Source organism: Allorhodopirellula solitaria, from assembly GCF_007859855.1.
Classification (GTDB): Bacteria; Planctomycetota; Planctomycetia; order Pirellulales; family Pirellulaceae; genus Rhodopirellula; species Rhodopirellula solitaria.
Genome location: NZ_SJPK01000002.1, coordinates 532,150 through 555,807, shown reverse-complemented (window position 1 = coordinate 555,807; position 23,658 = coordinate 532,150). Strand labels below are relative to the sequence as shown.

Genomic DNA, 23,658 nt, shown 5'->3' with positions numbered 1-23,658 from the left:
GCACTCCGATCGAATGGTCGTTGCAATGAGATCAAATAGTCGTTGCACTCAAGGACGAGCGATGCGGACACTACTATTTCTTGGATTGGCCATCGGGGCCGCTTTCATGGCCAATTGGTTCACGATCGAGCGTGACGGTGATAGCACGCGAATCGATATCAATAAGAAAGAAATTCGCAACGATACCAAACAGGCGATCGATCGCGGCCGCGAGATACTCGATAATCACAATCAGGGTCGGCAGACCGCCACATCGGCCGACGGCTACCCGCCAGCAGAACAAAGCTGGCCACCGCCCCAACCGTCGGCGCCCGCAGCCAACGACGGATACGCGAGGCCTGCCTCCTACGGCAACCAGCCTGCCTACGGAAATCAGAATTACGGTGGCCAACCGTATGACAACCAGTCGTATGACAACCAACCGCACGACGCGCCAGCTTACAACAAACAACCCGCCTCGAGCGGATACGGCACGACCTACCCAACCTCGACGCGATCTCCCCCGCCTTGGCAGCAACAACCTCGCTGAGCCGCCCGGCGAGTTGCCGATCAGCCTGCGGGCCCGGTTTCACTAACGCTTAATTACATCGGCGAGTGTTTGCTCACCCGCAGCGTTGCGTTCAGCCAATTTCAGATTGACCAACGCTTTCCACGCCGGATGCGAGTTCATCGGGCGTGATTGATGCGCCAAACGTAAGATGTCAGCGATCAAAATCCGCTCCGCTGGCCGCGCCAGGGTGAGGTGAACGTCGTCGTCCTCGCCGGGGACGCGCCGCAAACACCCTCCGCTGATCAATTGATCTTCCAAGTCGTGGACCACCCGACTGCTCAATCCCAATTCCTCAGCGAGATCTTGTCGACCGGTCACATCGCCGCGTTGAAACGCCATCGCCACTTCGGTCATGATCGGCAACATCCAGTCTGGATCACCCGACGGCACCGCATCGGGCTCAATGAAACTGCTTCGCAGACGGCGACCACGCATGGTCTGGGTCGTGTAGGTTAGAATCAACCCGAACAGCACGATCAGCCAGGTCACGTATATCCAAAACAAGAACAACGGAATCAAGCCGAGCGATCCGTAAAGAGCCGAGTACGGCACCGCCTTGCTGACATAGATTTGAAAACCAAATTTAGCAAACCCCCAAAGCACAGCGCCAACGCCCGAACCGATCGCCGCAGCCCGCAGCGACACGTGGGTATTGGGCATCATCGAGTACAGCAGGAATAACAACACCCAGCCTGCCAAAAACGACAGCAGGTGACGCAGGAACCACGTGGGACTCGAGCCCGCTCCCATCGTCCCAAACCAATCGACAAACTCACCCGACAGATACAAGCTCAGAGCCAGCAGGCCGCTGCCGAGCGTGATAATCGACCAATGAATAGCCAGTCGCAGGTGGATCGGACGCTGCTTGGGTGCCTCGTAGATGATATTGAACAGGTATTCGGTGGAATCGGCCAACGCGACAGCGGCGTAAAGAAACAACACCAAACCGATCACACCGATCGATGCGAAATCGAGCGAGGCAATCTGAGACGTCACGTTGTGCAGCGTCCGCCGGATACTCGCACGCGCCTCCATTGCTGTGGCCGCATCATCGGCCTTCTCGGCAACAGCATCCACCAAGGCCTCGTCGACCCGCTCTTCGGGCCCTTCTTTCCCGCTGTAGTCAGGGACCACGCCCTCGGCAGGTTCTGGTGACTCGAGCGGGGGCCGCGTCACTAGCGGCTTGGGAGGATCGGTGCTGTCATCTTCAGAGAGCACCTTGGCAATCTGTTCCTTGGACTCCTGCTCTGCCTCTTCAGATTGTTCCTTCACCTCCTCCGCCTGCTCCTGCATATACTGCGTTGGAATTTCAGGAACGCCGAAGAACGAGTACAGCTGGTTCTCAACCCGTGCTTGCACATCGTCGAGTCCACCGACGATCCGAAACATGACCAAGCCCAAAACGACGACGGGGATCAGCGAAAAGATTGTGCGGTAGGTCAGTTCCGCGGCCATGCCCTCCGCTCGATGACGCTGGAGCTGGCGGCCACAATAAACCATCAGGTCCCAACCATACCGCAATTGGTGTTGCCGCTTCGACAATTCCTCACGCGGCTGGCGAATCGCGTCGTGGAAGTAGCTGAGCCATTTAGGCAAGGTTCACCTCGCATCGCAGGTCTTGGCCGTTCAAACCAGCCAAAACGTTGTCGACGGCGATCTCAGCCATCTCATGACGGGCGGTGTCCGTGGCACTTCCGATATGCGGCAGAATCAACGCGTTGGGAGACTTCACCAAGGGATGCGATGGTGGCAACGGCTCAGGTGTCGTGACATCGAGTCCCGCTGCAAAGATTCCTCCATCACGCAGTGATCGCACCAAGGCGTCCTGATCGATGATCTCACCGCGAGCCGTATTGACGAGGACCGCAGTCGATTTCATTTCTGCCAAAGCAGCCTCATCGATTAGGTGGCGGGTCTCGTCACACAACGCCACATGGATGGAAACGAAATCACTCTGTCGGAGCAGTTCCGCCAACTCGACCCGGCGACCGCCGAGTGACTCGTCAACCTTCGGTCGATCCGATCGCGCCGTGTAAAGTAGCTTCATGTTCCATCCGCCGACCATCCGCTTCGCCATTGCGGTTCCGATCCGTCCCATGCCAATCACACCGAGTGTGCGACCGCTCAACTCCCGCCCGAGCAGTCCGGCTGGTTCCCAGGTCTGCCAATCGCCACTGCTGACTTCCTGGGAGGCTTCCCGAACCCGCCGGGCCGCCCCGAGCAGAAGTGTGACTGCCAGATCGGCGGTTGCGTCGGTAAGCACATCTGGCGTATTGCCCACTCGAATTCCGCGCCGGCTCGCTGCCTCGAGGTCAATGTTGTTGTAGCCAACCGCGTAATTGCTGATCACCTTCAGGCCGGCCCCAGCAGCCTGCATCACCTCCTCATCAATCCCGTCGCTCAGCAATGTCAACAACCCATCGCAGCCAGCCACATTCTCGAGCAGCTCCGCGGCCGTGGGCGGCGAACGATGCGGCCAAACCGAGACATCGTGGGCCTGCCCCAGCCGCTCCAAGGCGCTACCAGGAAGCTCGCGAGTCACAAAAATTTGGCGCCGGGAAGATTCTGGCATCGGATCGTATGGGGAAAAGGGGAATGGATTGCCGCGAACAAAGCGCTAATTTAGTCAAGATTGGCCTTCGCTGCAGTTGCCGCGTTCGCCATAATCAACAGGAGAAGCTCCGCGTGATCCCGGTAGTCAACAGACAAATTCGATGTCCACATGCCGGATGAGCACGAAGATGAATCACCACGATACCCCATGCGAGAATACAGGATGAATCGAATTTCAATCATAGCGGAATCCGCCACCATCGACGACCGATCACGCAGGCTTCATCTGATCGTTTGCTTGGTCTTGGTGGCCGGCTTCGTACATCCTTGCGGAACCTCAATCGCCACGGCCCAGGAAGTCGAAACCGCTACTCCGGCAGAAACGGATGAAGAGTCGCCAGACGCGGCCGCCGACGCCGCGCCTATGGAATCAACGCCTGCGCCACCTCTGTCGCCACCGCCTGTCAATGCGGAGATTGATCCTGGACAGGCCGACTTGGACGAAGCGGTTCTGAAACGAATCGATGCGGAATCCAACGGCGACCTCGAAGCTGTCGCGGCGCTTATCGAATCCGCACTCGCGAAAGGGCTCAGCGAGGAGAACGATACCTTTGCTCGCAAGATGCTCGGCAGCGTCCAGCTCCAACGAGGCCAAGGACTCGCCGGCGCGATGGTTCGGCTTCGCGGCCGACAACAACTCCTGGCGCGCACCGAGGCGACTCGAGCACTGCAGGATGCGATTGACAATGATCCTGATTTGGCGGAAGCCCACATGTTGATCGCCCAGCTCAATCTGCTGCCCGATGGGGATACCGATGTCATCCGGGAATCCACCACAGCCGCCATCGGACTCTACGCTGACAACCCGATCGAGCAAAGCAAAGCGTATCTGTTGCGGGCGGTGACCCAAGAAGACGCCGATAAGAAACTCGCTGACCTGAACGCGGCAATCGAAGCCAATCCGGGAAATGCGGATGCCCTCCGCCAACGCGCCGGAGCTCAACTACAGGCTGGCGACGTCGAAAGGGCCGTCGAGGACCTCCAACGAGTGCTCGAACTCGACCCCACCAACCAACAGATCGCACAAGAGACAGTGCAACAACTCGTCGATCTCGATCGCGCCGACGATGCCGTTGCCCTGCTGAGCAAGGCGATCGCAGCCAGCCCCAGCGAAGGGCTTTATCGACTTCGTGCCATCTTGTATCGCATGCTCGAAAAAGAGGATGAAGCGTTTGCCGACCTCAACAAGGCACTCGCGATGCAGCCCAAGGACCCTTTGGCTCTACTCCAGCGAGCTGAATTAGCATTGGGCCGCGACGACGTCAAATCCGCGAAACAAGACCTAAAATCTGCTACCGAAATCGCGCCCCAAGTCGAACAGATCGACCAAGCGATCGTGGTCCGCTGCTTCATCGCGATCGAAGAAGGACGGATGGCCGATGCGATCAGCGACATGCAAATCCTAATCGAACGGAATCCCAACGATACTTTCCGCCAACTGCAATTGGCCAGCCTCTATTTGCAAGACGATCGTCCACGCCAAGCGATCGAGACGCTCACCAGTGTCCTCGAGAAAGAACCCGGTAACTCAGCCGTGCTCCGCTCGCGGGCCGACGCCTATCTCGCTGTGGGCGAACACAGCGAAGCCATCGCTGACTACGAGCGAGCACTTGATGAGATCGGCGACCAGGATGACGAGGAAAACACTGCGATCCTGTCCGGCATCCTGAACAACCTTGCTTGGGTGCTGGCAACCTCGCCGCAGGACGATGTTCGTGACGGGCAACGCGCCGTTGAACTGGGGGAGCGAGCCGTCGAACTCACCGACGAATCCGAAGCCCACGTGCTCAGCACCCTGGCCGCCGGGTATGCCGAGTCAGGTGACTTTGACAAAGCGATCCAGTGGAGCAAGAAAGCCGTCGAGCAGGGCCAAAAGGAAGAAAACGACCAGATCGACCAACTCGAGCAAGAACTCGAATCCTACCGCAAGAACGAGCCTTGGCGAGAGAAACAGGAAACCGAAGAAAACCAACTTCCAATCCTATCGCCCGAAGATCTGATCGACACCTGATGCTCTGCGGGACGCAGGATCCATCAATGCCTCGTCCACTACAGAACAACTTGCAAAGGAGCGGAGGTTTTCAATCCAACGGAGACTCTCCGCTCCCGCCGTCGAACCGCCAGATCTGGGTGGCGATCATCCCGCCACCACTGATTCGCTCGGCTTCCTTGGCCAGCCCGCAGCGTTCAATAGCGGCCTCGGTATCGACCAGCCGCTGGTTCTCAAGGCCTGTCTGCCAGCGAAAAAAAACGTGCATCGCCCACGACCAGGAACATGCTCGCCGGCGCTTCCACCCGGATTCAGGCATGATGAAATCGACATGGTACCAGCGTCCGCCGGGCCGCAGGCCTCGCAGCCAACGTGGCACGAGAACATCCAACTCCGCCGCTGTGAAACAGTCAAGGAAAAACGGCGTGACGATCACGTCGAATACGCCCGCGTCGGGCTGAAATGATCGTGCGTCGGACTGGATGAATTCGACCTCTGGCTCAGTCTTTGCCCCATGCAAAGGGACGCCCATCCGCTGTCGCCGCAGCATCTTGGCGCTCTGGTCCACGCTAGTGATTCTCACGGTGTCTCGACGTGGAGACGGGTCTCCAGCACCGTGGTGCTCTCTAGCGGCCATTCGATCGAGCAACCGCCCATCCCCATCACCGAGAATGAGCATCCGGTTCCAGCTGGGCAGTTCATCGATCAGGGCGATTCGCGCACGCTGCAACTGACCGCCGAACGCGAGCCTTTCCAACCAGCGATAGTGGACGGCCAAGCGGTCGTAACCACGCTGTGATCGCGAGGTTTGCCCGGCTGTCAAAACAGCCCCAACAAGAGGATCACCAACGGTGGAATCCACACAGCGGCGTCCACCCCAGCTCCACGCACATCAAAAGTCGCTCGGTAGAGAGGCCCCTCCGGTTGCGGTCGAACCGGCTGCGACTTCAATGCCATAGCGGCTAAACCCACGGCACTGAGCACCGCGGTGAAGAGTACAGAAACGGGCATCGGCAATAGCAACAACAGCACCGGCAGCCCCATCGTTGACGCGACCGCGTTTGGAATCATGGCGGGGACGCGACCATCGCGAGCACGCGAATCCCCAGCCACGATCGAGGGGAAGGATTGCGCCCGGTCCAGGTCACGCTCGAACCTAGCCACCAGCACACAATTGCTACCGAACAAAACCGCCAAAAAGCAGGTAGTGGCGGCTAGCGACACCAATTCGGAGCCGCGATCGCCTGCGACAGACATCTCGGTCCAGACGCTCAGTGAGACTCCCACAGCAAATAGCAAACCCACCTGAGCCTCCTTCGGAAGCGGTCGCCTGCGGAGTGGATTCGAGCAACGACCGGCATCGACATCAGAGCGTCGATGTGAAAAATGCACGCTCGCCCCGTAGATCAGCACTGCCGAAGAGAGCAGCACGCCAGCTCGCAACAACTCGTGAGGCAGAAAGTGAATCACGACAAAGGTATCGATAGCCAGCACGATGATCCACACCGCGTGAAAGAAGCGTCGGTGCTGCCGGTAGAACGCGTGCCGAAGGGTGTGAGGCGCGCCCAGGTCCAACCGCGCCGCATCGAGCAGACGGTCGGCGACGTAGATCAACCAGACCGTGGCCCCAAGCGATACCGACTCGGTCCAAGTCGATCCCCGCTGGCAATAGCCGCGCATCAACAGTTGCTGCCAAACGACAGAGACCAACACTGCGTCGAGTGACAACATACTCGGCCAGGCCAGCCACGGGATTCGTTGGCGTCGACTCGATCGGTTCATGCGGTCGTCCAGTTATCCGGGAATTACTGGGTCGCTTCCTCCAATGTCGTGAACTGCCAACGCACCGTTTGCGGCGGAGTCAGATTCACCGAACCGATTCCCACACTGGAGAACTCATCGTCGACCTTGAATGTCCAACCCCGCGATGCGTCAGTCTCAATGCCATCCATACTCTGCACGAACGCGGTCACGCCACTTCCGGTGATGACGACTTCGGGCTCATCGATCTTCCGCATGACCTCTTCGAGAGTCGTGCCGGCGGCGACATCGAAGGACTGTCGAAATTCGGCTTCGCCGTCACCCCCCGGCTTATCGATTTCAACCACGACAGTAGCCGTACTCGCTGGCGACGAGTCGCTCGCGACTGTCTCTGTGGATCCGGAAGAGGACTGGGTGGATTCAGCGGTCTCAGGTGGCGACTCCACCCGGCAACCAGTAGTCATCAGCAGCATCACGCTGCAAGCGATCGCCGCGATCGGCCCCACAGCAGTACGGGAACGAATCAACTTCAGCTTTGGCCAACTCATAGCAGCAATTCCAATGGGGGTGGATAAGGGATCAGGCAACCTGACTATCTGGAATACCTGATCCACTCATTATCCATCCGCAGCAGACAGTCGCAATGGCGGTGGATTGTCGACCAACGGCTCCGACCGTCGCGAGAAACGAGCACTCTCTCACAGCTCAGACGGGCGGAGCCGTCTGGCTACTATGTCGACCGACGGCTCCGACCGTCGCGAGAACGGGCACTCTCTCACAGCTCAGACGGGCGGAGCCGTCTGGCTACTATGTCGACCGACGGCTCCGTCCGTCGCGAGAACGGGCACTCTCTCACAGCTCAGACGGGCGGAGCCGTCTGGCTACTATGTCAACCGACGGCTCCGACCGTCGCGAGAACGGGCACTCTCTCACAGCTCAGACGGGCGGAGCCGTCTGGCTACTATGTCGACCGACGGCTCCGACCGTCGCGAGAACGGGCACTCTCTCATAGCTCAGACGGGCGGAGCCGTCTGGCTACTATGTCAACCGACGGCTCCGACCGTCGCGAGAACGGGCACTCTCTCACAGCTCAGACGGGCGGAGCCGTCTGGCTACTATGTCGACCGACGGCTCCGACCGTCGCGAGAACGGGCACTCTCTCATAGCTCAGACGGGCGGAGCCGTCTGGCTACTTTGTCGACCGACGGCTCCGACCGTCGCGAGAACGAGCACTCTCCCACAGCTCAGACGGGCGGAGCCGTCTGGCTACTGATCAGCAGTCTGCCCAGGTGGGGCCCCAGGCTACGTCGACTTTCAGTGGCACGTCGAGATCCATGACGCTCGTCATCGCTTCGACTACCAACTGCGTTAGCTCTTCAACTTCGTCCGCTGGGGTCTCTAACACTAGCTCATCGTGAATCTGCAGCAGCAGCCTGGCTTGCAGCGAACTCTGCTTCAATTGATCGTGCACGCGCAGCATGGCGAGCTTGATCAAGTCAGCGGCAGTGCCCTGGATCGGCATGTTGATCGCAATCCGCTCGACCTCGGTGAGACTACGACGTTTCTCAGGCGGCAACTTCGATAAATCGCGAACACCCTGTAACTCACGTCGCCGACCCAGCATGGTCGACACGTACCCCTCGCTCCGACAGCGGGCGAGCGTCTCCAACATGAACTGCTCCACCCCAGAATACCGCTGAAAATATTCTTCGATATAGTCCCGCGCCTCCTCTTTGGGGATCCCCAGGGTCTTGGCCAGACCAAAGGGACTCTGGCCGTAGACGATCCCAAAGTTGATGGTTTTCGCGATCCGTCGTAATTCGCTGGTCACGTCGGCTTCGGCGATGCCGTTGACCTCGGCAGCCACCCGGGTGTGGATGTCCGCGTCATCACGGTATGCCTGCAGCAGGGCTTCGTCGCCGCTATAATGCGCCAAGACACGGAGTTCAATCTGCGAATAGTCAGCCCCGAGGAGCACCCAATCGGACTTACCGGCTGTGAAGGCGCCGCGGATCGCTTTGCCCTGCTCGGTACGAATCGGGATGTTTTGCAGGTTAGGCTCACTGCTGCTCAGCCGCCCCGTTGCCGCGACATCCTGACGGTAGGACGTATGCACACGCCCTGTTTTCTCGCAGATTAACTGCGGCAGAGTGTCGATGTACGTGTTCTTCAGCTTGGTCGCCTGCCGATACTGCAACAAATGCTTTGCGATCTCGTGATTAACAGCGAGTTGCGACAAAACATCGGCATCGGTACTGATACCGGTTTTCGTTTTCTTGATGACGGGCAGTCCCAATTCGTCGAACAGAACGCCAGCTAGCTGTTTGGGACTGTCGAGATTGAAAGAATGGCCGGCTGCCGCAAACACGACGGCTTTCAAATCGGCAATCTCCGCTTCGAACCGACCGCTCATTTCAGCGAGTGACTCCGCATCGACTCGAATGCCGTTGGATTCCATCTCAACGAGCACCTCGACGAGCGGCATCTCGATAGTCTCATACAGATCCGCGAGCTGCGACTCAGCGAGTTCACGATCGGAATCGTCGGCCACCCGCAATGGCACATCAACATCTTCGCAGGCATAGGGCGCCACCACATCAACGGGCACCTGGTCCATGCGAATCTGCTTCTTGCCCGTCCCGATCAAATCCTTGATCGGTGTCGTGGTGTGATCGAGGCGTCGGCGAGAGAGATCGTCGAGCGTATGATTACGCCGGCCTGGATTGAGTAAGTAGTCGGCGATCATCGTATCGGTCGTGATCCCACCGAGCTGGACGCCGGAGACCCGTTCGCCGACGACGTCAGCGTCATCATCAGCGCCACCGAGGGATGTCTGCCCCCGGGCCGATCGCAGGACGATCGCGTCGAATTTGATGTTGTGCCCCACCTTAGCAATCGTGTCGGACTCCAAGACTTCACGCAGTGTCTCGATGACCATTGTTTCATCGAGCGTCACGTCGCCAAGCGGGGCGCGGATCGGTATGTAGGCGGCAGCGCCCACATCCCAAGCGATCGAGATACCGACCAAGTCACATCCGCGCGCATGGGTGCTGGTTGTTTCCGTATCGATCGCGATGCGCGACTGGCCCGCCAACATCGTGGCGAGCTCACGGAGTTCCGATTCGGTGGTGATTATTTGATAATCGGCAACCCACTCCGCTTCACTCGGTTCGCCTACACCGCTACCGTCCCCCTCACCACTGAGGACTTCGGGGGCTCGGTTTCGGAGTCGGCGAAAACCGAATTCCTGCAACAATGCATCGACGCGGGGCAAATCAGCTGCCGAGCGAACCGAGCGACTCCATGGAATCGGCGAGTCGACGTCACTGCGTAGTTCCACCAATGAGCGGCTGAGCATCGCCTGCTCACGACCTTCCATCAGGTTCTGCTTGCGTTTCTTGCCCGTCAACTTTTCCGCGTTGTCGAGCACTCCCTCCAACGTGTCGTATTGTTCGAGCAAGGTCTTGGCCAGCTTCGGACCGATCAGTGAGATGCCGGGCACGTTGTCGACTGGATCACCAACGAGAGATTGATAGTCCACGACTTGGTCGGGGCGAATTCCCCATAGCTCCCACAACCGAGCGGCGTCGATCAACTCGTCTTTTCGAAGGTTATAAATCTGCGTCTGCGGCGTGATCAGTTGGCGACAATCCTTGTCGCTGGTAACGACGAGGCAATCGCCACCGGCGGCTTGCACCTTCGCTGCCACCGTGGCGAGCAGGTCATCGGCTTCGTACCCGGCTTGCTCCATAATCCCGATTCCCATGGCGTCGACGATCTGCCGGATCAATGGGATCTGTTGTCGCAGCTCGTCGGGCATCGAGTCCCGGTTGGCCTTGTAGTCGGGATAGAGGTCATTGCGAAATGTGATGGCTCCCTTGTCAAAGGCAGCGATCAAATAATCCGGGTTCTTGCGAACGATCAGTTCCAACATATCGCCGACAAACCCATAGACGGCCGCCACGGGGAGTCCGCCCGTGCTCGTCATCGGCGGCAGGGCGTGGAAGACCTGATAGATCAACGAGTGAGAATCGATGACGACGACGAGCTTTCCCGAAAGATCGGGGGTGGGCTCGTCGAGCGACGGCGCGATCGTTCGCCGCAAGACTTCCGGCAGCGATCCCTCGGCGATGCCCACGGCATCATTGCGCTGTTGCCGCGCCGCATCCTCGCGGACCCGGGACGGGGCGGGGTCCACATCGGCCTCAGCCTTCGCGGTGGACGAGGCGGCTGTCACTGGGTTCGGTTTTCGCGTTTTCGAATTGACGCTGCGGCCCGTTTGACGCGGTGTGGGAGTCTCCGGGGGCGAGGACTGCGTCTCGAACCCACTGAACATCATCTGATCGTCAGGTTTCGATGTGGGGCGAGCTTTGGCCATGCGGTCGACGGTTTTCAGAGAAGGCGGGGCGTGAAGAGAGATAGCGAAAATGGATCAAACCATCGCCATCGTCCATTCTAGCAAAGCCGCCGTCTCCCGATAGGCACAGCCGATGGGGAGACCCACTGCCAACAGGCTACCGTTTGATTTCAAAGTCGACAGTGGCTTGACCGTATTTCTTTCCATGGATGTCTTCCATGGTCAAACGCAGTTGGTAGCGACCCGGCTCAATCGCGTCGGGGAGGTACATCTGGTAGGCGATGAAGTAATCACGCAGATGGTTCCGGGAAATCTGATGATCCTCGGGCAGCGCTTGACTGGCGATGCGTTCGCCGTTGGCATTGAGCAGGTCATAGCTGCCTCGCAGCCGGGTCTCGAATCCGCCCTCGACGGAATGAGACACGAAATTATCAATTTCGCAGTACAGGATCACTTCCTGGCCGGCGTCGAAGCGACGGTTGGGAAACGGTTTGATCTGGCCGTAGGCTTCGATCTCGGTGCAGAACTCTAACGCCCGAACTTCGAGCGAATTACTGGCGACCGCCAAATAACCGGTGGCTTTGCGGATCTCGGGCAATGCCGAACTGAAACGATGCGACGGCACCGGGTGACCTTGAGGATCAACAATCTTCCACAAGCCGAGCAATTGATGGCGGAGGTACTGCGTCTGTTCTTCCGAAAGATCATCCAAGTCATCGACAGCTCGGTCGGGATCTCCCGAGAGCACCATCAGGTGACGGGCAACGACTTCGCGGCGATGCCGTTCGGAGTCACTTTCGCCGGGAACCTCTTTGCCCAGCCGAGCGACGAGGGCATCAAATAAATCAGCATCACTGAGCGTGGCGGCGGTCGCGGAGGCAGGTGCTCGATTGGCATCGGCTACCCTGTCGGTAAGCGAGACCTCTGCAGAGACATTTTTTTCCGCCGGCGTGTCACTGAAGCTAAGCGAGACGCTCTCACTGGGCTCAACCTGATCGCTAAGCGACATGCTCTGGGGAGTCGATGGTGGTGGGGGAATGGGGTCGGGTGTTGGCGCGACAACCGCCAGCTCGCTCGACGGAGCCAATTCGCTAGCCGGAGCCAGTTCGCTCGTGGGGAGATCGGCGACCGCGTTGAGTTTGGGTTCCCCGGTCGTCTCCAGTGATGCTCGCTGGATCGTCGGTCCCGTTGGGCTGGAGGCTTGGGCGACTGCGTTGGCGACGCTACCCTCGGCCGGAGGGCCAGCGGACTCGGCAACGTTCCAACGGGGAGTCGGTGGTCGAGAGAGACCGATCCGCGACGGGCTGACATCGCGGTCGGGCACGACGCGAGGAAGTTCTGGCAGCTGGCCGAACGAAGCCGCAAGGGCGTCATCGATTGCCGCGGGCTGAGACGTTTTGCGGGCGCGGCGATGGGAGCTTGCAATTAATTTGGTAAGTGCGGCTTTTTGGATCTCCGGTGGCGCCCCTTGCAGGGCGTCCACTAGATCACTGATATCGACGCCACTGTAGTTTTCCGGCAGTTCGAACGCCGGTGCCCTCTCGGGTTCGATGGGCATGTTCGCCGAGACCTGAGCGATCTCCGTAGCGGCCACGTTCTGTGAAGCAGCGCGATGGGGCGGATGGCTGGCGATCGGTGTTACGGTTTGGGCTAGCGGTGCCGCCGCAGGAGACGAAGCCGGCTCAGCGGCGAGCTCGCTCAAGGTTCTCCGCGTCGCTACTGTGTTCGCTGAGGAACTGCGGCGGGCGATCTGGCGGGTCTTCGCCAGCCGCTGGTCGACCGGTTCGAGATCGGTTTCCGGGACGGCGGTCTCGCTAGTGACCTGGACCTGTGAACCTGACGACTGCGCCGCATCGGCGCCCACTGTCTTCCCTGAGGCAGGTCCAGCCATGGATGGACCATGGATCGAAGGCGGCGAATTGTCCATCGCCCGGTGACGGGCCAGCGGCGTCATCAACCGCCCGGGCTGGCATCCGACGAGCCCAGCGAGCACGAGCATCGCAACGGCGTGCATCGAAATGGGGCCCACTCCCTCTCGAAATCGTGCTCGCACCATCAGTCGACTGCGTGAAAGCGAGCAGAAAAAGCGTCGAATTCGGGGGCGAGATAGGATCGCGTGCATGAGGAAACCTTGCGAATAATGTCGCGACAAAGACTGGTGCGGGCCCATGGAAAAGCCCGTAGCTTGTCGACGCTACCTAATTCACTGACGCCACGACAACGGCAATTGACAACACAGAAGAGTGAGGCTGGGAACATCCAGCCAGAAACCGATTTCCACACGACTATTCCTCGGCCCTGCACTCCAAGGTGCTCACTCGTTGACGGTCATGGCCCGACCGCCCGAGATCCGTTCCCTCTTTCGATAGCACCGGATTAGCCAGGGCGATCGATCTAGGCAGCGATTGACCACACCGTGGATTGTGCAGGCGACCCCGGGACGACTAAACTCTTCGCCATGACCCTCACCAGCCACGCGATTGTGCTGTTGGCCAAGTTATTCAGCGGTTTCACTGTCCGCTGGATCGATTGCCAGCCAGACACCTGCCAGCGAATTTACTTCGCCAATCACACTAGCCACCTCGATGCCGTGGTGCTGTGGTCGGCGCTGCCTCGCGAAATCCGAGCCCTGACTCGCCCCGTCGCCGCGAAGGACTACTGGAGCGGCGGTTGGTTCAAACCCCATATCGCCCAAAGCTTCAATGCGCTGCTAATCGATCGCCAGGAGATCAAGGTCCATAAGAGCCCGATCGACAGCATGATCCGGCAGATGGGCGATATCTACTCGCTGATCCTCTTTCCCGAGGGCGGGCGGAGTGGCGGTGAGGAGATGAGCAGTTTCAAAAGTGGACTGTACTACCTCGGCAAGAAGCGTCCCGATTTGGAACTCGTCCCCGTCTACATGGAAAACCTCAACCGCATTCTGCCTCGCGGCGAGATATTGCCCGTACCGCTGCTGTCGTGCATCACGATCGGACCACCAATTTTCCTCGAAGCAGGCGAACCCAAGACCGATTTTTTGCGGCGGGCACGACAGTCGGTCTTGCAGCTCAAGGACCGCTAAGGAACGCGGGATCAATTTCTGTCGTAGTGAACGAGGCGACGAGTCCAAGGCCGCAGGACTCGTCGCCTCGTCCACTACAAAAAGAGCTCGCAAAATTCGCCACTTATTCATCACGCGATGCTGAATCGCGTCGAGCTCAGGCTGTGGCGAATAATCGACCCGATTGCCGCGCCGTCGGTGGGGACGGCTGAGTTTCGGGAATGCCACGGGTGGACTCGAGCTCTACCTCTCGGAGTGTTTGCTCGAACGCCTGGCGTGCCTCAGCGGAACAACTTGCGATCAGCTCCTGAACTTCATCGGGATGGCTCACCTCCGTTAGCGGCGTGATCCCACTCGCGGTTTGACTGAGCACGAGTATCCGCCGGCCACATTTGACCAACAGTAGCTTGGTGCGTGGGTCCAGCATCACGTGACCGAGCGGTGCCAGAGCCGCCGCCGGCAGCGGTTTCGAAGCTGTCGCGCGGCCGCCGAACTTGCGTCCCGCCCATACCAGAGCGCTGAACAACGCCAAAACGATCGCCAGACTCGAAGTGACCGTCACCAGTGGCGCCATCATCTTCGATCGCGACGACTCCGGGTTGGATTGCAAGGCCAACCCGCCACCAGGGATCTCTGATCGTGACTCAGCGGGCTGCTCGTCGGCGGCGTGGACAGGTTTCTCGACAGAACCGCGAACGCGGTAGGTGGGTTGTTCGATCGGACCAGCCTGAAGTCGATCTCGCGTCTCCGCCGCCCGGGGCTGAAGAGCGGGAAAGCCACCACTGCGTGCGACGACTGCTGGGCTGCCGGCGTGCCCCGAGATGTCGCTGGCAAAGATCTGAGACCCCGGCGCTAGCAACGCCACGCACACTGACGAGACCACCATGCGGCGGATTGCCATCGAACATGTTTGGGTCAATAGCGGCAATTGGATGTGACTCACTCTGGAGATCCCAACAACTCGGTGACACGGACGCAAAAGTGATCGTTCATGACTAATACCTCACCTCGAGCAATCAGTTGTCCGTTGGCGAAAATATCGACTGGATCACTGGCGAGTTTATCCAACATCACGACGCTACCGGGCCGCAACCGCAAGACATCTTCGAGCCGCATCTGGGTCCGCCCCAGTTCAATGCGTAGATCCATTTCGACTTCGTCGAGCATACCAATCGGATTGGCTGTCGCGTCGAGCACTGATGGCGAGAGGTCACCGAGGGAAAAGGGACGCATCCCTTCAGGATGTTCGCCAGCGGTCTCGCCAACTGCATCCGAAAGTGACTCCGATGCCTCGTCAAACAAGGCTTCCAAGTCGTCCATGTTGAGCGAGTCGTTCGTGCCGCGGGGGCTGTCCGTCATGCTCATGGCCCGGTCCTGGGGTTCTCATTTCTCGATCGGTTCGGTGTCGTCGCGTACTAGCATATCCCTCAAATTGGCAAGCGAGTGCAAGCCCAGTTCCGTCGCTGGACAGCGTACAGCACAGGCGATCGGGGAAGTGGCTATGATGCGAATCTTGGATTCCCCTGCTCTCTCCCCGTCTCGGCCTCGTTATTGTGTTAACAACTTTGCATCGACTCACTGCTATCGCCCTACTGGCTTCCTCCTGCCTCGCGACACTCGCGGCGGAAGACGGCGCCCCCACCGCGCCCGAAACCCTTTCAGGGAACCCTGTCTTCGATGGCTGGTACGCTGATCCCGAGGGAATCATTTTTGATGACACCTACTGGATCTACCCCACCTATTCGGCCCCCTATCACGAGCAGACCTTTTTTGACTGTTTCTCATCAAAAGATCTCCTTACGTGGGAGAAGCATTCGCGGATCCTCGATACCGAGCGGGTGAAGTGGGCCAACCGAGCGATGTGGGCGCCCTCGATCATTGAAAAGGATGGCAGGTACTTCTTCTTTTTTGGGGCCAATGACATTCAGAGCGACGATGCGGAAGGCGGAATCGGCATCGCCGTTGCCGAGAACCCCGCGGGGCCGTTCGAAGACTACCTTGGCAAACCCTTGATCGATAAGTTCCACAACGGCGCCCAGCCCATTGACCAGTTTGCCTTCCGGGATCAGGACGGCACCTACTATCTCATCTACGGAGGTTGGCGCCATTGCAACATCGCCAAACTGAACAGCGATTTCACTGGATTCATTCCGTTTGCCAACGGTGAAATTTTCCGAGAGATCACTCCCGAAGGATATGTCGAAGGCCCCTTCATGTTCCAACGCGGTGGCAAATATTACTTCATGTGGTCAGAAGGTGGCTGGACCGGGCCCGACTACAGTGTCGCCTACGGCATCGCCGACTCGCCGCTCGGACCGTTTAAACGAATCAACAAGGTATTGCAACAAGACCCCAAAATCGCCACCGGTGCAGGCCACCATTCTGTGATCCACGTCCCGGACACCGACGACTACTACGCCGTCTATCACCGCCGCCCACTCACTGAGACCGATGGGAACTCACGGGTCACATGCATTGATCGCATGGAGTTCGACGAGAACGGACATATCCTACCGATCCGCATCACCAACGAAGGCGTCGCGAAACACCCGTTGGAGTAAAGCCGCCAGGTAGGTGGCTGCCCGGATGCATTGGAAGATCCTTGGAACGCGATTTGCGACCCGCACCTCGCAGAGAGTCAGCTCGGAACTTCGTCCAGGACCGGCGACTCGACAACTTTCTGTCCCGTCCTGACTAACACGGAGAATGCCAAGTGAATGCTACTCAGACGCCAGAGCGAGTCCAGCTTCGCGATCCTCGAGCTGCCTACCCTCAGCCGCCTTTCGACGACCAACCGGCAATCGAAATGCCTGGTAAAACCTCCCAGATGACGCCTGCACCCGATCACGGCGAAAAGTCGTATCGCGGGACAGGTAAATTACGCGGCCTATCCGCCCTGGTCACTGGTGGTGATAGCGGGATCGGGCGAGCGATCGCGATTGCCTACGCTCGCGAAGGTGCCAACGTCGCCATCAACTACTTGTCAGAGAATGACGATGCTCAGCAAACGGCCAAACTGGTCGAGGAGGCTGGCGTGCAAGCGGTCATGCTGCCCGGCGACCTGCGGGAGGAGGCGTTCTGCCAGCAACTAATCGACCATTCCTTTGATGCCTTCGGATCTCTCGACATTCTGGTCAACAACGCGGCTTACCAAGAGACACGAGACGAAATTGATCAGTGGTCGACGGAGCTGTTCGATCGCATTTTCAAGACGAACGTTTACGCCCCCTTCTGGCTCTGCCGGGCAGCGATGCAGCGACTGCCCGCGGGAGGGAGCATCATCAATACCGCTTCGATTCAAGGTTACGACCCATCGGCGTATCTGCTTCCCTACTCCGCGACCAAGTCATCATTGTTAGGAATGACGAAAGCACTGGCAGAATTGGCAATGGAGCACGGCGTTCGCGTCAACGCGGTCGCTCCAGGGCCGGTGTGGACGCCGCTGATCCCAGGTTCCATGCCCTCCGATAAAGTTGAGGGTTTTGGCGAGAACACGATCCTCAAACGCCCCGCCCAGCCGGCTGAGTTGGCACCCCTGTATGTCTGGCTGGCGAGCCCCGAGGCCAGCTACGTCACGGCCGAGGTCTTCGGCTGTACTGGTGGACGAACTCCAGTGTAGTGGCCCCAGTGCAACGGCCCCAGTGCACCGATTGGTGACGCGAGGCAACATCAGATCATTTTACAACGCAAAAGAGGAGCGGAACGATGGCCAAGTGGAGCGATAAAGACGAGCGGCAGTACGAGCACGTCAAAGACAGCGAGCTCGATCGCGGCAAGTCCGAAGACGAGGCCGAAGAAATTGCTGCGCGGACGGTAAACAAACAGCGCAGGAACGAAGACCGCACCCCTAACAAGACGACACAGGGCACCGGGAACCCGAACACCTCACTCGACGATCGAACCGTCGAAGAACTTCGTAACCGAGCCGCTGAACTGTCGATCCGGGGCCGGAGCGACATGAGCAAGCAAGAATTAATCGATGCGATTCGCGATGCCAACGCCTGATCACCCCGAACATCTTGGCTGCTGTGATCCGCCCTCTCACCACGTCGACGAAGGCGGAATGAATCGCTGAATGCTCCAGGCCGGCACACTCTGCGCTGAGTTCTCTTTTCAACGCAGAGGTAAAAACAAGTAAATTTGAGCACTGGACTCTGCGTCCTCTGCGCCTCTGCGATTCAAAATCCCCATCTCCACAACATCCCAATGATGGCGGATCCACTCACCCAGTCAATCATCGGTACAGTCAGACCGGACGGGTAAGTGGGGTGAAAAGAATCGCAGAATGATTCGGACCGACACGCTCTGCGCTGACTTCTTTCAGTTTCGGTTTTCAACGCAGAGGCGCAGAGGACGCAGAGGTAAAAACAAGGAAATTTCAGTAAGGGACTCTGCGTCCTCTGCGCCTCTGCGATTCAAAATTCCCGTCACCACAACATCCCAATGAAGGCGGATCCACTCACCCAGTCAATCATCGGTACAGTCAGACCGGACGGGTAAGCGGGGTGAAAAGAATCGCAGAATGATTCGGACCGACACGCTCTGCGCTGACTTCTTTCAGTGTCGGTTTTCAACGCAGAGGCGCAGAGGACGCAGAGGTAAAAACAAGGAAATTTCAGTAAGGGACTCTGCGTCCTCTGCGCCTCTGCGATTCAAAATTCCCGTCACCACAACATCCCAATGATGGCGGATCCACTCACCCAGTCAATCATCGGTACAGTCAGACCGGACGGGTAAGCGGGGTGAAAAGAATCGTCGACGACAACGGAACCGAACCGAGGATAAAATGAATCGCAGAATGATTCAGACCGACACGCTCTGCGCTGAAGCCTTACAGATTCAGTTTTCAACGCAGAGGCGCAGAGGTAAAAACAAGTAGATTTCAGCACTGGACTCTGCGTTCTTTGCGCCTCTGCGATTCAAAATCCCCATCACCACAGCATCCCGATGAACAAAGACCCACTCACCCAGTCAATCATCGGTGCAGCAATCGAGGTGCATCGACAACTCGGCCCCGGCCTACTCGAAACCGCCTATCGAAAATGCTTAGCTTACGAACTACGCAAGCGAGGCCACGATGCGATTGAAGAAAAACCCATCCCAGTCATCTATGACAAAGTACGAATGGAATGTGGATTCCGAGCCGACCTGATCATTGACAGCAGTGTTATCCTGGAACTCAAAGCAAAATCGACCATTCATCCGATCGACAAGGCTCAACTATTGTCACACCTGCGACTGGCAGGCCTGTCGGTCGGCCTGCTCATCAATTTCCACGAAGTCAAAGTGATCGACGGGGTCACGAGAATCGCAAACGACTACCGAAGCGAAGCAGTCAGAGACTGAATCACACGACGCTTCATAATGGCACCTCAGTGTCGCTGCGATCTAAAGTCGGATCACTCGCTCTGCTCTGCACGCTCTCGACGTTGCTTCCAAAAGTCTTGGCCACGTTCTTTTAGCGTTGAGAGTTCGTCGCTTGAAAGGGCTCCGTCCTCGTTGCCATCACCGGCCTTGAGCAGTCGCTGGCCGCCCACAGGCAGATCTGCCAACTCGTCCTTCGACAGTTCGCCATCACCGTCCTTGTCTAAGCTCAGCAAACGCTCCATGATCGGAGACCCTTGGCGTGGTCCAGCGGCGGGCTTGCTCGGTTTCGAATCACGCGGTTTGTCTGCCTGTTTGGCTTTATCTTTCTCCCGTGAAACCCTTTGCTTTGCATCGTCCTTTCGGCTCTCTGGACCTCGCTCGGCATCGCGACCATCGCCAGCGTGACCATGGGCATCACGTCCACCGCGTCCGCGGGCATCATGGCGTTGATCAGTCTGCTCGGGTGCGCGGCGACCGCGAGCACTGCGATGATGAGCGTCTCGGTCAAACGAATTTCGGCCGCGATCACGCCGGCCGACGCCATCTCGTCCACGAGAATCGTGACGGCGAGCATCACCCCGGCGGGCATCTCGGCTGCGTCCGTTGCGGTCGCCATCACGGTCCCATCGGCGACCGGAATCCCGGCTCGCGTGCCGCGAACCGCGGGGTGGTCCGGAGCGACCGGCGAAATCCGGTCGCAACTCGCTCCGGTCGAGTTTGCCGTCGTCGTTCTTATCCAGCTCCCCGAGGGCCGCGGAAGCGTTCTCAATCTCGTCGCTCGAGATCGTGCCATCTTTGTCCGCATCGAGCGCAGACAGGACGGGCAGCATCGACATCATGCGACCTGAATCGCGTCCACCACGTGGACCATCTTCGTGGGCCCCCTTCTTCTCGGGAGGTGCCGCCCAAGCGAGCGGTGCAAATGTCACGGCTGCCCCCGTGACCATCAATAGACCCAGTGATTTCATACGCATATCGGTTTTGCCTTGGAAAGATGAGAGGAGAATAGTTTGTTTCCTACAAGACATCTAACCAGACGGACACGCAAAGGTTTCGCTAGATCCATCGATTGCCTGGACCGCGCGGCTACGGCGATTTCCCCTGCACGATCTCAACGAGTTCCGCTTTCAACTGGGCGGCGACCTCGGGATAGTCATCCAACACATCGTGCTGTTCTTCGGGATCCTTCTCGAGATCGAAAAGCATAAATTCGGGCACCTTGCTGACCCGCAACGACTCTTCGACAACCACATTTTGAGTGCGACCTGAATCGTAGCGATGCAGTTTCCATTTGCCTTTGCGAAAGCCGTAGTTGCCTCGCCTGCCATTGTCTTGTTGGACCAACCATTGGCGTCCCTCTCCGCCCTCGCGTCCGAGCAACGCCTTGGATACGTCGACGCTGTCTTGGCAGGCCTGTTCGGGGATCTCTTGCCCAGCGATCGCCGAGAGACTGGCGGCGAGATCGATCGTGCACACGACGGCATCACTCTCGCCCGGTTCGACATGTCCCTTCCAACGCGTGATGAATGGGATACGTGTGCCGCCCTCGTGCACGCTGTACTTGCCGCCGGTGTAGATACCTGCGGCGCGATGGTCGCCATTCTTCTCGATGGCGCCGTCCTTGTAACCATCATCGAGCACCGGACCATTGTCACTGGTCAAGACCACAAGTGTGTTCTCAGCGAGGTCGAGACGATCGAGTGTTTTCATAATCTCGCCGACGCACCAATCGAATTCGATGATCGCATCGCCGCGATACCCCAGGGTCGTCTTGCCTTGAAAACGCTCATGCGGCATGCGGGGGACATGGATATCGTGCCCCGAGAAGAACAAGAAAAAGGGTTTGTCTTGGTTCTGTTCCATAAACTCATTGGACTTTTCGACCCACTTGTCGGCCAAATCCTCATCGCGAAATCTCGCAGCGTTGCCACCCGTATAGAATCCAATGCGGCTGATCCCATTGTGGATGGTGCCGTTATGCCCATGCGACCAGTCCATCTTCAACGACTCCCGCTCAGAGATCCCCGTGGGATGATCCTTGCTCGGTTTCTTCCGTCCAACCCACAACGGATCGGCGGGATCCAGATTCGCCACGCGGTGATTCTCCACGTAGACCTGGGGCACACGGTCGTTCGTCGTCGGCAGCAGGAAGCAGGAATCAAATCCAATCTCCAGGGGCCCGGGTTTCAGTTCGCCATTCCAATCCGGCCCGCCCTCGCCGCCGAGTCCCAAGTGCCACTTGCCGACCACGCCGGTCGTGTAACCCGCCTTGCCCAACAACGATGCCACCGTCTCCATACCCGGCTGAATGATCGCGGGGGAGTTCGGTGGAGCAATCCCAGTTCCTTTGCTGCGGAAGGCGAACTCGCCAGTCAAAAATGAGAAGCGGGTGGGCGTGCACGTTGAGGCCGAGCAGTAACCATCGGTGAACCGAATGCCCTCCGCGGCAAGTTTGTCGATGTTCGGGGTCTGAAGTGCGGTGGCACCGTTACAAGACACATCGCCGTAGCCCAGGTCATCGGCCATGATCACAATGATGTTGGGACGCTCGGCAGCGTCCACATCAGCAGGTGATGCGATCAGCGAAACAAAAAAGCACGCGGCAATCGCGGTGAGAGCGGATGAAAGAGTTGTGTTCATGGGGCTGCGGTATGTAAAAGGTGGGAAATGCAGGCGAGGCGATGAATCCTGGAAACAGGCGACGCTGTACTTCGCCCGCTACCAATGCGTTGCCTATCAACGGATGGGAACCTACGCTGTCACCAATTCGGCGTCGACGCTTTCGCCCGAGTGCCACTGGGTAAAATCGTTGGCATCTCGGATCACTCGATTGTACGTCGTGTCGCGTTCGATTGGCTCGCGACCGGCTTCGCGGATCAACTGTTTAATCTGTTCCACGGACAGAAACTCAGGGGTCTGAGCTCCCGCATCGTGATAGATCAGTTCGTGCCGGACGGTACCATCGAGATCGTCGGCGCCGTAGGCCAGCGCGGTCTGCGCGGTCTCAATACCGAGCATAATCCAATAGGCTTTGATGTGCCGGATATTGTCGAGCATGAGCCGGCTGATCGCTACGGTTCGCAGGTCCATCAGTCCGGATGGCTTTTTCAAGTCAGACAGTTGCGTGTTATCGGGGTGAAACGCCAGCGGGATGCAGACTTGGAAGCCTCCCGTTTTATCCTGCAGCTCCCGCAACCGCATCAGGTGATCGATCCGGTGATACGCCTTTTCGACGTGTCCGTAGAGCATCGTGCAGTTCGTCTTCATGCCGATCTCATGAGCGGTTTTGTGAATCTCGATCCACGAGGGCGTGTTGGCTTTGTGTTCGCACAACTGGTCACGCACCTCGGGATGAAAGATCTCCGCCCCGCCGCCCGGCATGCTGCCCTGGCCAGCCGCTTGCATGTCCTCGAGGACCCAGCGAAAGGACTTTTTGGTCTGGAACCGAAACCAATCAATCTCGACCGCTGTCCAAGCTTTGAGGTGAATCTGAGGAAAATTCGTCTTCAGCAATGAGATCAGATCGCGATACCACTCATACTTTCGCTGATGGTGCAGCCCGCCGACAATGTGCATCTCGGTGCAGCCGTTGGCGGTTGCCTCACGACCTCGCTCGAGGACCTGTTCATCGGTCATCGCATAGCCGCTCTCGTCGCGCAAGTCTTTGCGAAACGCACAGAACCGGCAGCGATACACGCACACGTTTGTTGGATTGAGGTGAGTGTTGATATTGTAGTAAGCGACGTTTCCGTTGAGTCGCTCACGCATGTAGTTAGCCAACTCGCCAACGGCTTGAAGTGAAACCTCGGGCTCATACAAGAACAAGCCGTCTTCGAGTGACAATCGTTCGCTGGCTTCGACCTTGTCGCGAATTTCACGAAACCGAGCGTTCAGTTCAGAAGAAATCATGGGGAGGGTTCAACGAGAATAAAGGGTTCGGTGGGGATCCGGCTCCAAGAGATAAACAGGTACAGGGC

The 23,658-nt window shown here is 58.4% G+C and carries 19 protein-coding genes; 7 read left to right on the top strand and 12 right to left on the bottom strand.

Annotation, left to right across the window (positions count from 1 at the left end):
- Positions 1-61: 61 nt before the first annotated feature.
- The gene (locus CA85_RS05335) at positions 62-529 is read left to right on the top strand and encodes a hypothetical protein (protein ID WP_146390247.1); all 468 of its coding nucleotides are present in this window, start codon (positions 62-64) and stop codon (positions 527-529) included.
- Positions 530-571: 42 nt separating this feature from the next.
- On the opposite strand, the gene CA85_RS05330 is transcribed toward CA85_RS05335, so the two are convergent.
- The gene (locus CA85_RS05330; protein WP_246112526.1) at positions 572-2,146 is read right to left on the bottom strand and encodes a YihY/virulence factor BrkB family protein; all 1,575 of its coding nucleotides are present in this window, start codon (positions 2,144-2,146) and stop codon (positions 572-574) included.
- A complete protein-coding gene (locus CA85_RS05325) occupies positions 2,139-3,122 on the bottom strand; it encodes a 2-hydroxyacid dehydrogenase (RefSeq protein ID WP_146390246.1) in 984 nt (327 codons plus the stop codon). The genes CA85_RS05330 and CA85_RS05325 overlap by 8 nt, the downstream gene beginning before the upstream one ends.
- Positions 3,123-3,326: 204 nt before the next feature.
- On the opposite strand from CA85_RS05325, the gene CA85_RS05320 reads away from it, so the two are divergent.
- On the top strand, positions 3,327-5,174 hold the full coding sequence (locus tag CA85_RS05320) for a tetratricopeptide repeat protein (protein ID WP_246112525.1): 1,848 nt from the start codon (positions 3,327-3,329) through the stop codon (positions 5,172-5,174).
- Positions 5,175-5,244: 70 nt separating this feature from the next.
- Here the strand turns inward: CA85_RS05320 and CA85_RS05315 are convergent, their stop codons facing one another.
- From CA85_RS05315 to CA85_RS05295, 5 genes are all read right to left on the bottom strand, one after another.
- A complete protein-coding gene (locus CA85_RS05315) occupies positions 5,245-6,015 on the bottom strand; it encodes a class I SAM-dependent methyltransferase (protein ID WP_246112524.1) in 771 nt (256 codons plus the stop codon).
- Positions 5,973-6,935, bottom strand: a complete 963-nt coding sequence (locus CA85_RS05310) for a hypothetical protein (RefSeq protein ID WP_146390245.1) — start codon at positions 6,933-6,935, stop codon at positions 5,973-5,975. The genes CA85_RS05315 and CA85_RS05310 overlap by 43 nt, the downstream gene beginning before the upstream one ends.
- 23 nt (positions 6,936-6,958) lie before the next feature.
- Positions 6,959-7,462, bottom strand: coding sequence for a DUF4430 domain-containing protein (locus CA85_RS05305; protein ID WP_146390244.1), 504 nt, complete (start codon positions 7,460-7,462; stop codon positions 6,959-6,961).
- A gap of 725 nt (positions 7,463-8,187) precedes the next feature.
- A complete protein-coding gene (polA, locus tag CA85_RS05300) occupies positions 8,188-11,292 on the bottom strand; it encodes a DNA polymerase I (protein ID WP_146390243.1) in 3,105 nt (1,034 codons plus the stop codon).
- Between the two features lie 136 nt (positions 11,293-11,428).
- The gene (locus tag CA85_RS05295; protein ID WP_186774757.1) at positions 11,429-13,300 is read right to left on the bottom strand and encodes a hypothetical protein; all 1,872 of its coding nucleotides are present in this window, start codon (positions 13,298-13,300) and stop codon (positions 11,429-11,431) included.
- A gap of 429 nt (positions 13,301-13,729) precedes the next feature.
- Between CA85_RS05295 and CA85_RS05290 the strand changes: the two genes are divergently transcribed.
- Complete coding sequence (locus tag CA85_RS05290) at positions 13,730-14,335, top strand: lysophospholipid acyltransferase family protein (protein WP_146390241.1); 606 nt, start codon at positions 13,730-13,732, stop codon at positions 14,333-14,335.
- Between the two features lie 136 nt (positions 14,336-14,471).
- Here CA85_RS05290 and CA85_RS05285 read toward each other — a convergent pair whose 3' ends face one another.
- Positions 14,472-15,257 (bottom strand): FliO/MopB family protein, encoded by a 786-nt coding sequence (locus tag CA85_RS05285; RefSeq protein ID WP_246112523.1) that lies wholly within the window; start codon positions 15,255-15,257, stop codon positions 14,472-14,474.
- Positions 15,254-15,679: a flagellar motor switch protein FliN gene (fliN, locus tag CA85_RS05280; protein ID WP_146390240.1), complete on the bottom strand. Its 426-nt coding sequence runs from the start codon at positions 15,677-15,679 to the stop codon at positions 15,254-15,256. Before fliN ends, CA85_RS05285 begins: the two co-directional genes overlap by 4 nt.
- A 200-nt stretch (positions 15,680-15,879) precedes the next feature.
- On the opposite strand from fliN, the gene CA85_RS05275 reads away from it, so the two are divergent.
- The 4 genes from CA85_RS05275 (at position 15,880) to CA85_RS05260 (ending at position 19,660) form a co-directional block, all read left to right on the top strand.
- Entirely contained in the window at positions 15,880-16,875 is a 996-nt protein-coding gene (locus CA85_RS05275; RefSeq protein ID WP_222435406.1) for a glycoside hydrolase family 43 protein, read from the top strand.
- Between the two features lie 152 nt (positions 16,876-17,027).
- On the top strand, positions 17,028-17,933 hold the full coding sequence (locus CA85_RS05270) for an SDR family oxidoreductase (RefSeq protein WP_246112522.1): 906 nt from the start codon (positions 17,028-17,030) through the stop codon (positions 17,931-17,933).
- A gap of 86 nt (positions 17,934-18,019) precedes the next feature.
- Positions 18,020-18,319 (top strand): Rho termination factor N-terminal domain-containing protein, encoded by a 300-nt coding sequence (locus tag CA85_RS05265; protein ID WP_146390239.1) that lies wholly within the window; start codon positions 18,020-18,022, stop codon positions 18,317-18,319.
- A 942-nt stretch (positions 18,320-19,261) separates the two neighbouring features.
- A complete protein-coding gene (locus CA85_RS05260) occupies positions 19,262-19,660 on the top strand; it encodes a GxxExxY protein (protein ID WP_146390238.1) in 399 nt (132 codons plus the stop codon).
- Positions 19,661-19,713: 53 nt separating this feature from the next.
- On the opposite strand, the gene CA85_RS05255 is transcribed toward CA85_RS05260, so the two are convergent.
- From CA85_RS05255 to mqnE, 3 genes are all read right to left on the bottom strand, one after another.
- The gene (locus CA85_RS05255; RefSeq protein WP_222435405.1) at positions 19,714-20,655 is read right to left on the bottom strand and encodes a hypothetical protein; all 942 of its coding nucleotides are present in this window, start codon (positions 20,653-20,655) and stop codon (positions 19,714-19,716) included.
- 112 nt (positions 20,656-20,767) lie between these two features.
- Complete coding sequence (locus CA85_RS05250) at positions 20,768-22,321, bottom strand: sulfatase family protein (protein WP_146390236.1); 1,554 nt, start codon at positions 22,319-22,321, stop codon at positions 20,768-20,770.
- 111 nt (positions 22,322-22,432) lie between these two features.
- The gene (gene mqnE / locus CA85_RS05245) at positions 22,433-23,590 is read right to left on the bottom strand and encodes an aminofutalosine synthase MqnE (RefSeq protein ID WP_146390235.1); all 1,158 of its coding nucleotides are present in this window, start codon (positions 23,588-23,590) and stop codon (positions 22,433-22,435) included.
- Positions 23,591-23,658: the final 68 nt, after the last annotated feature.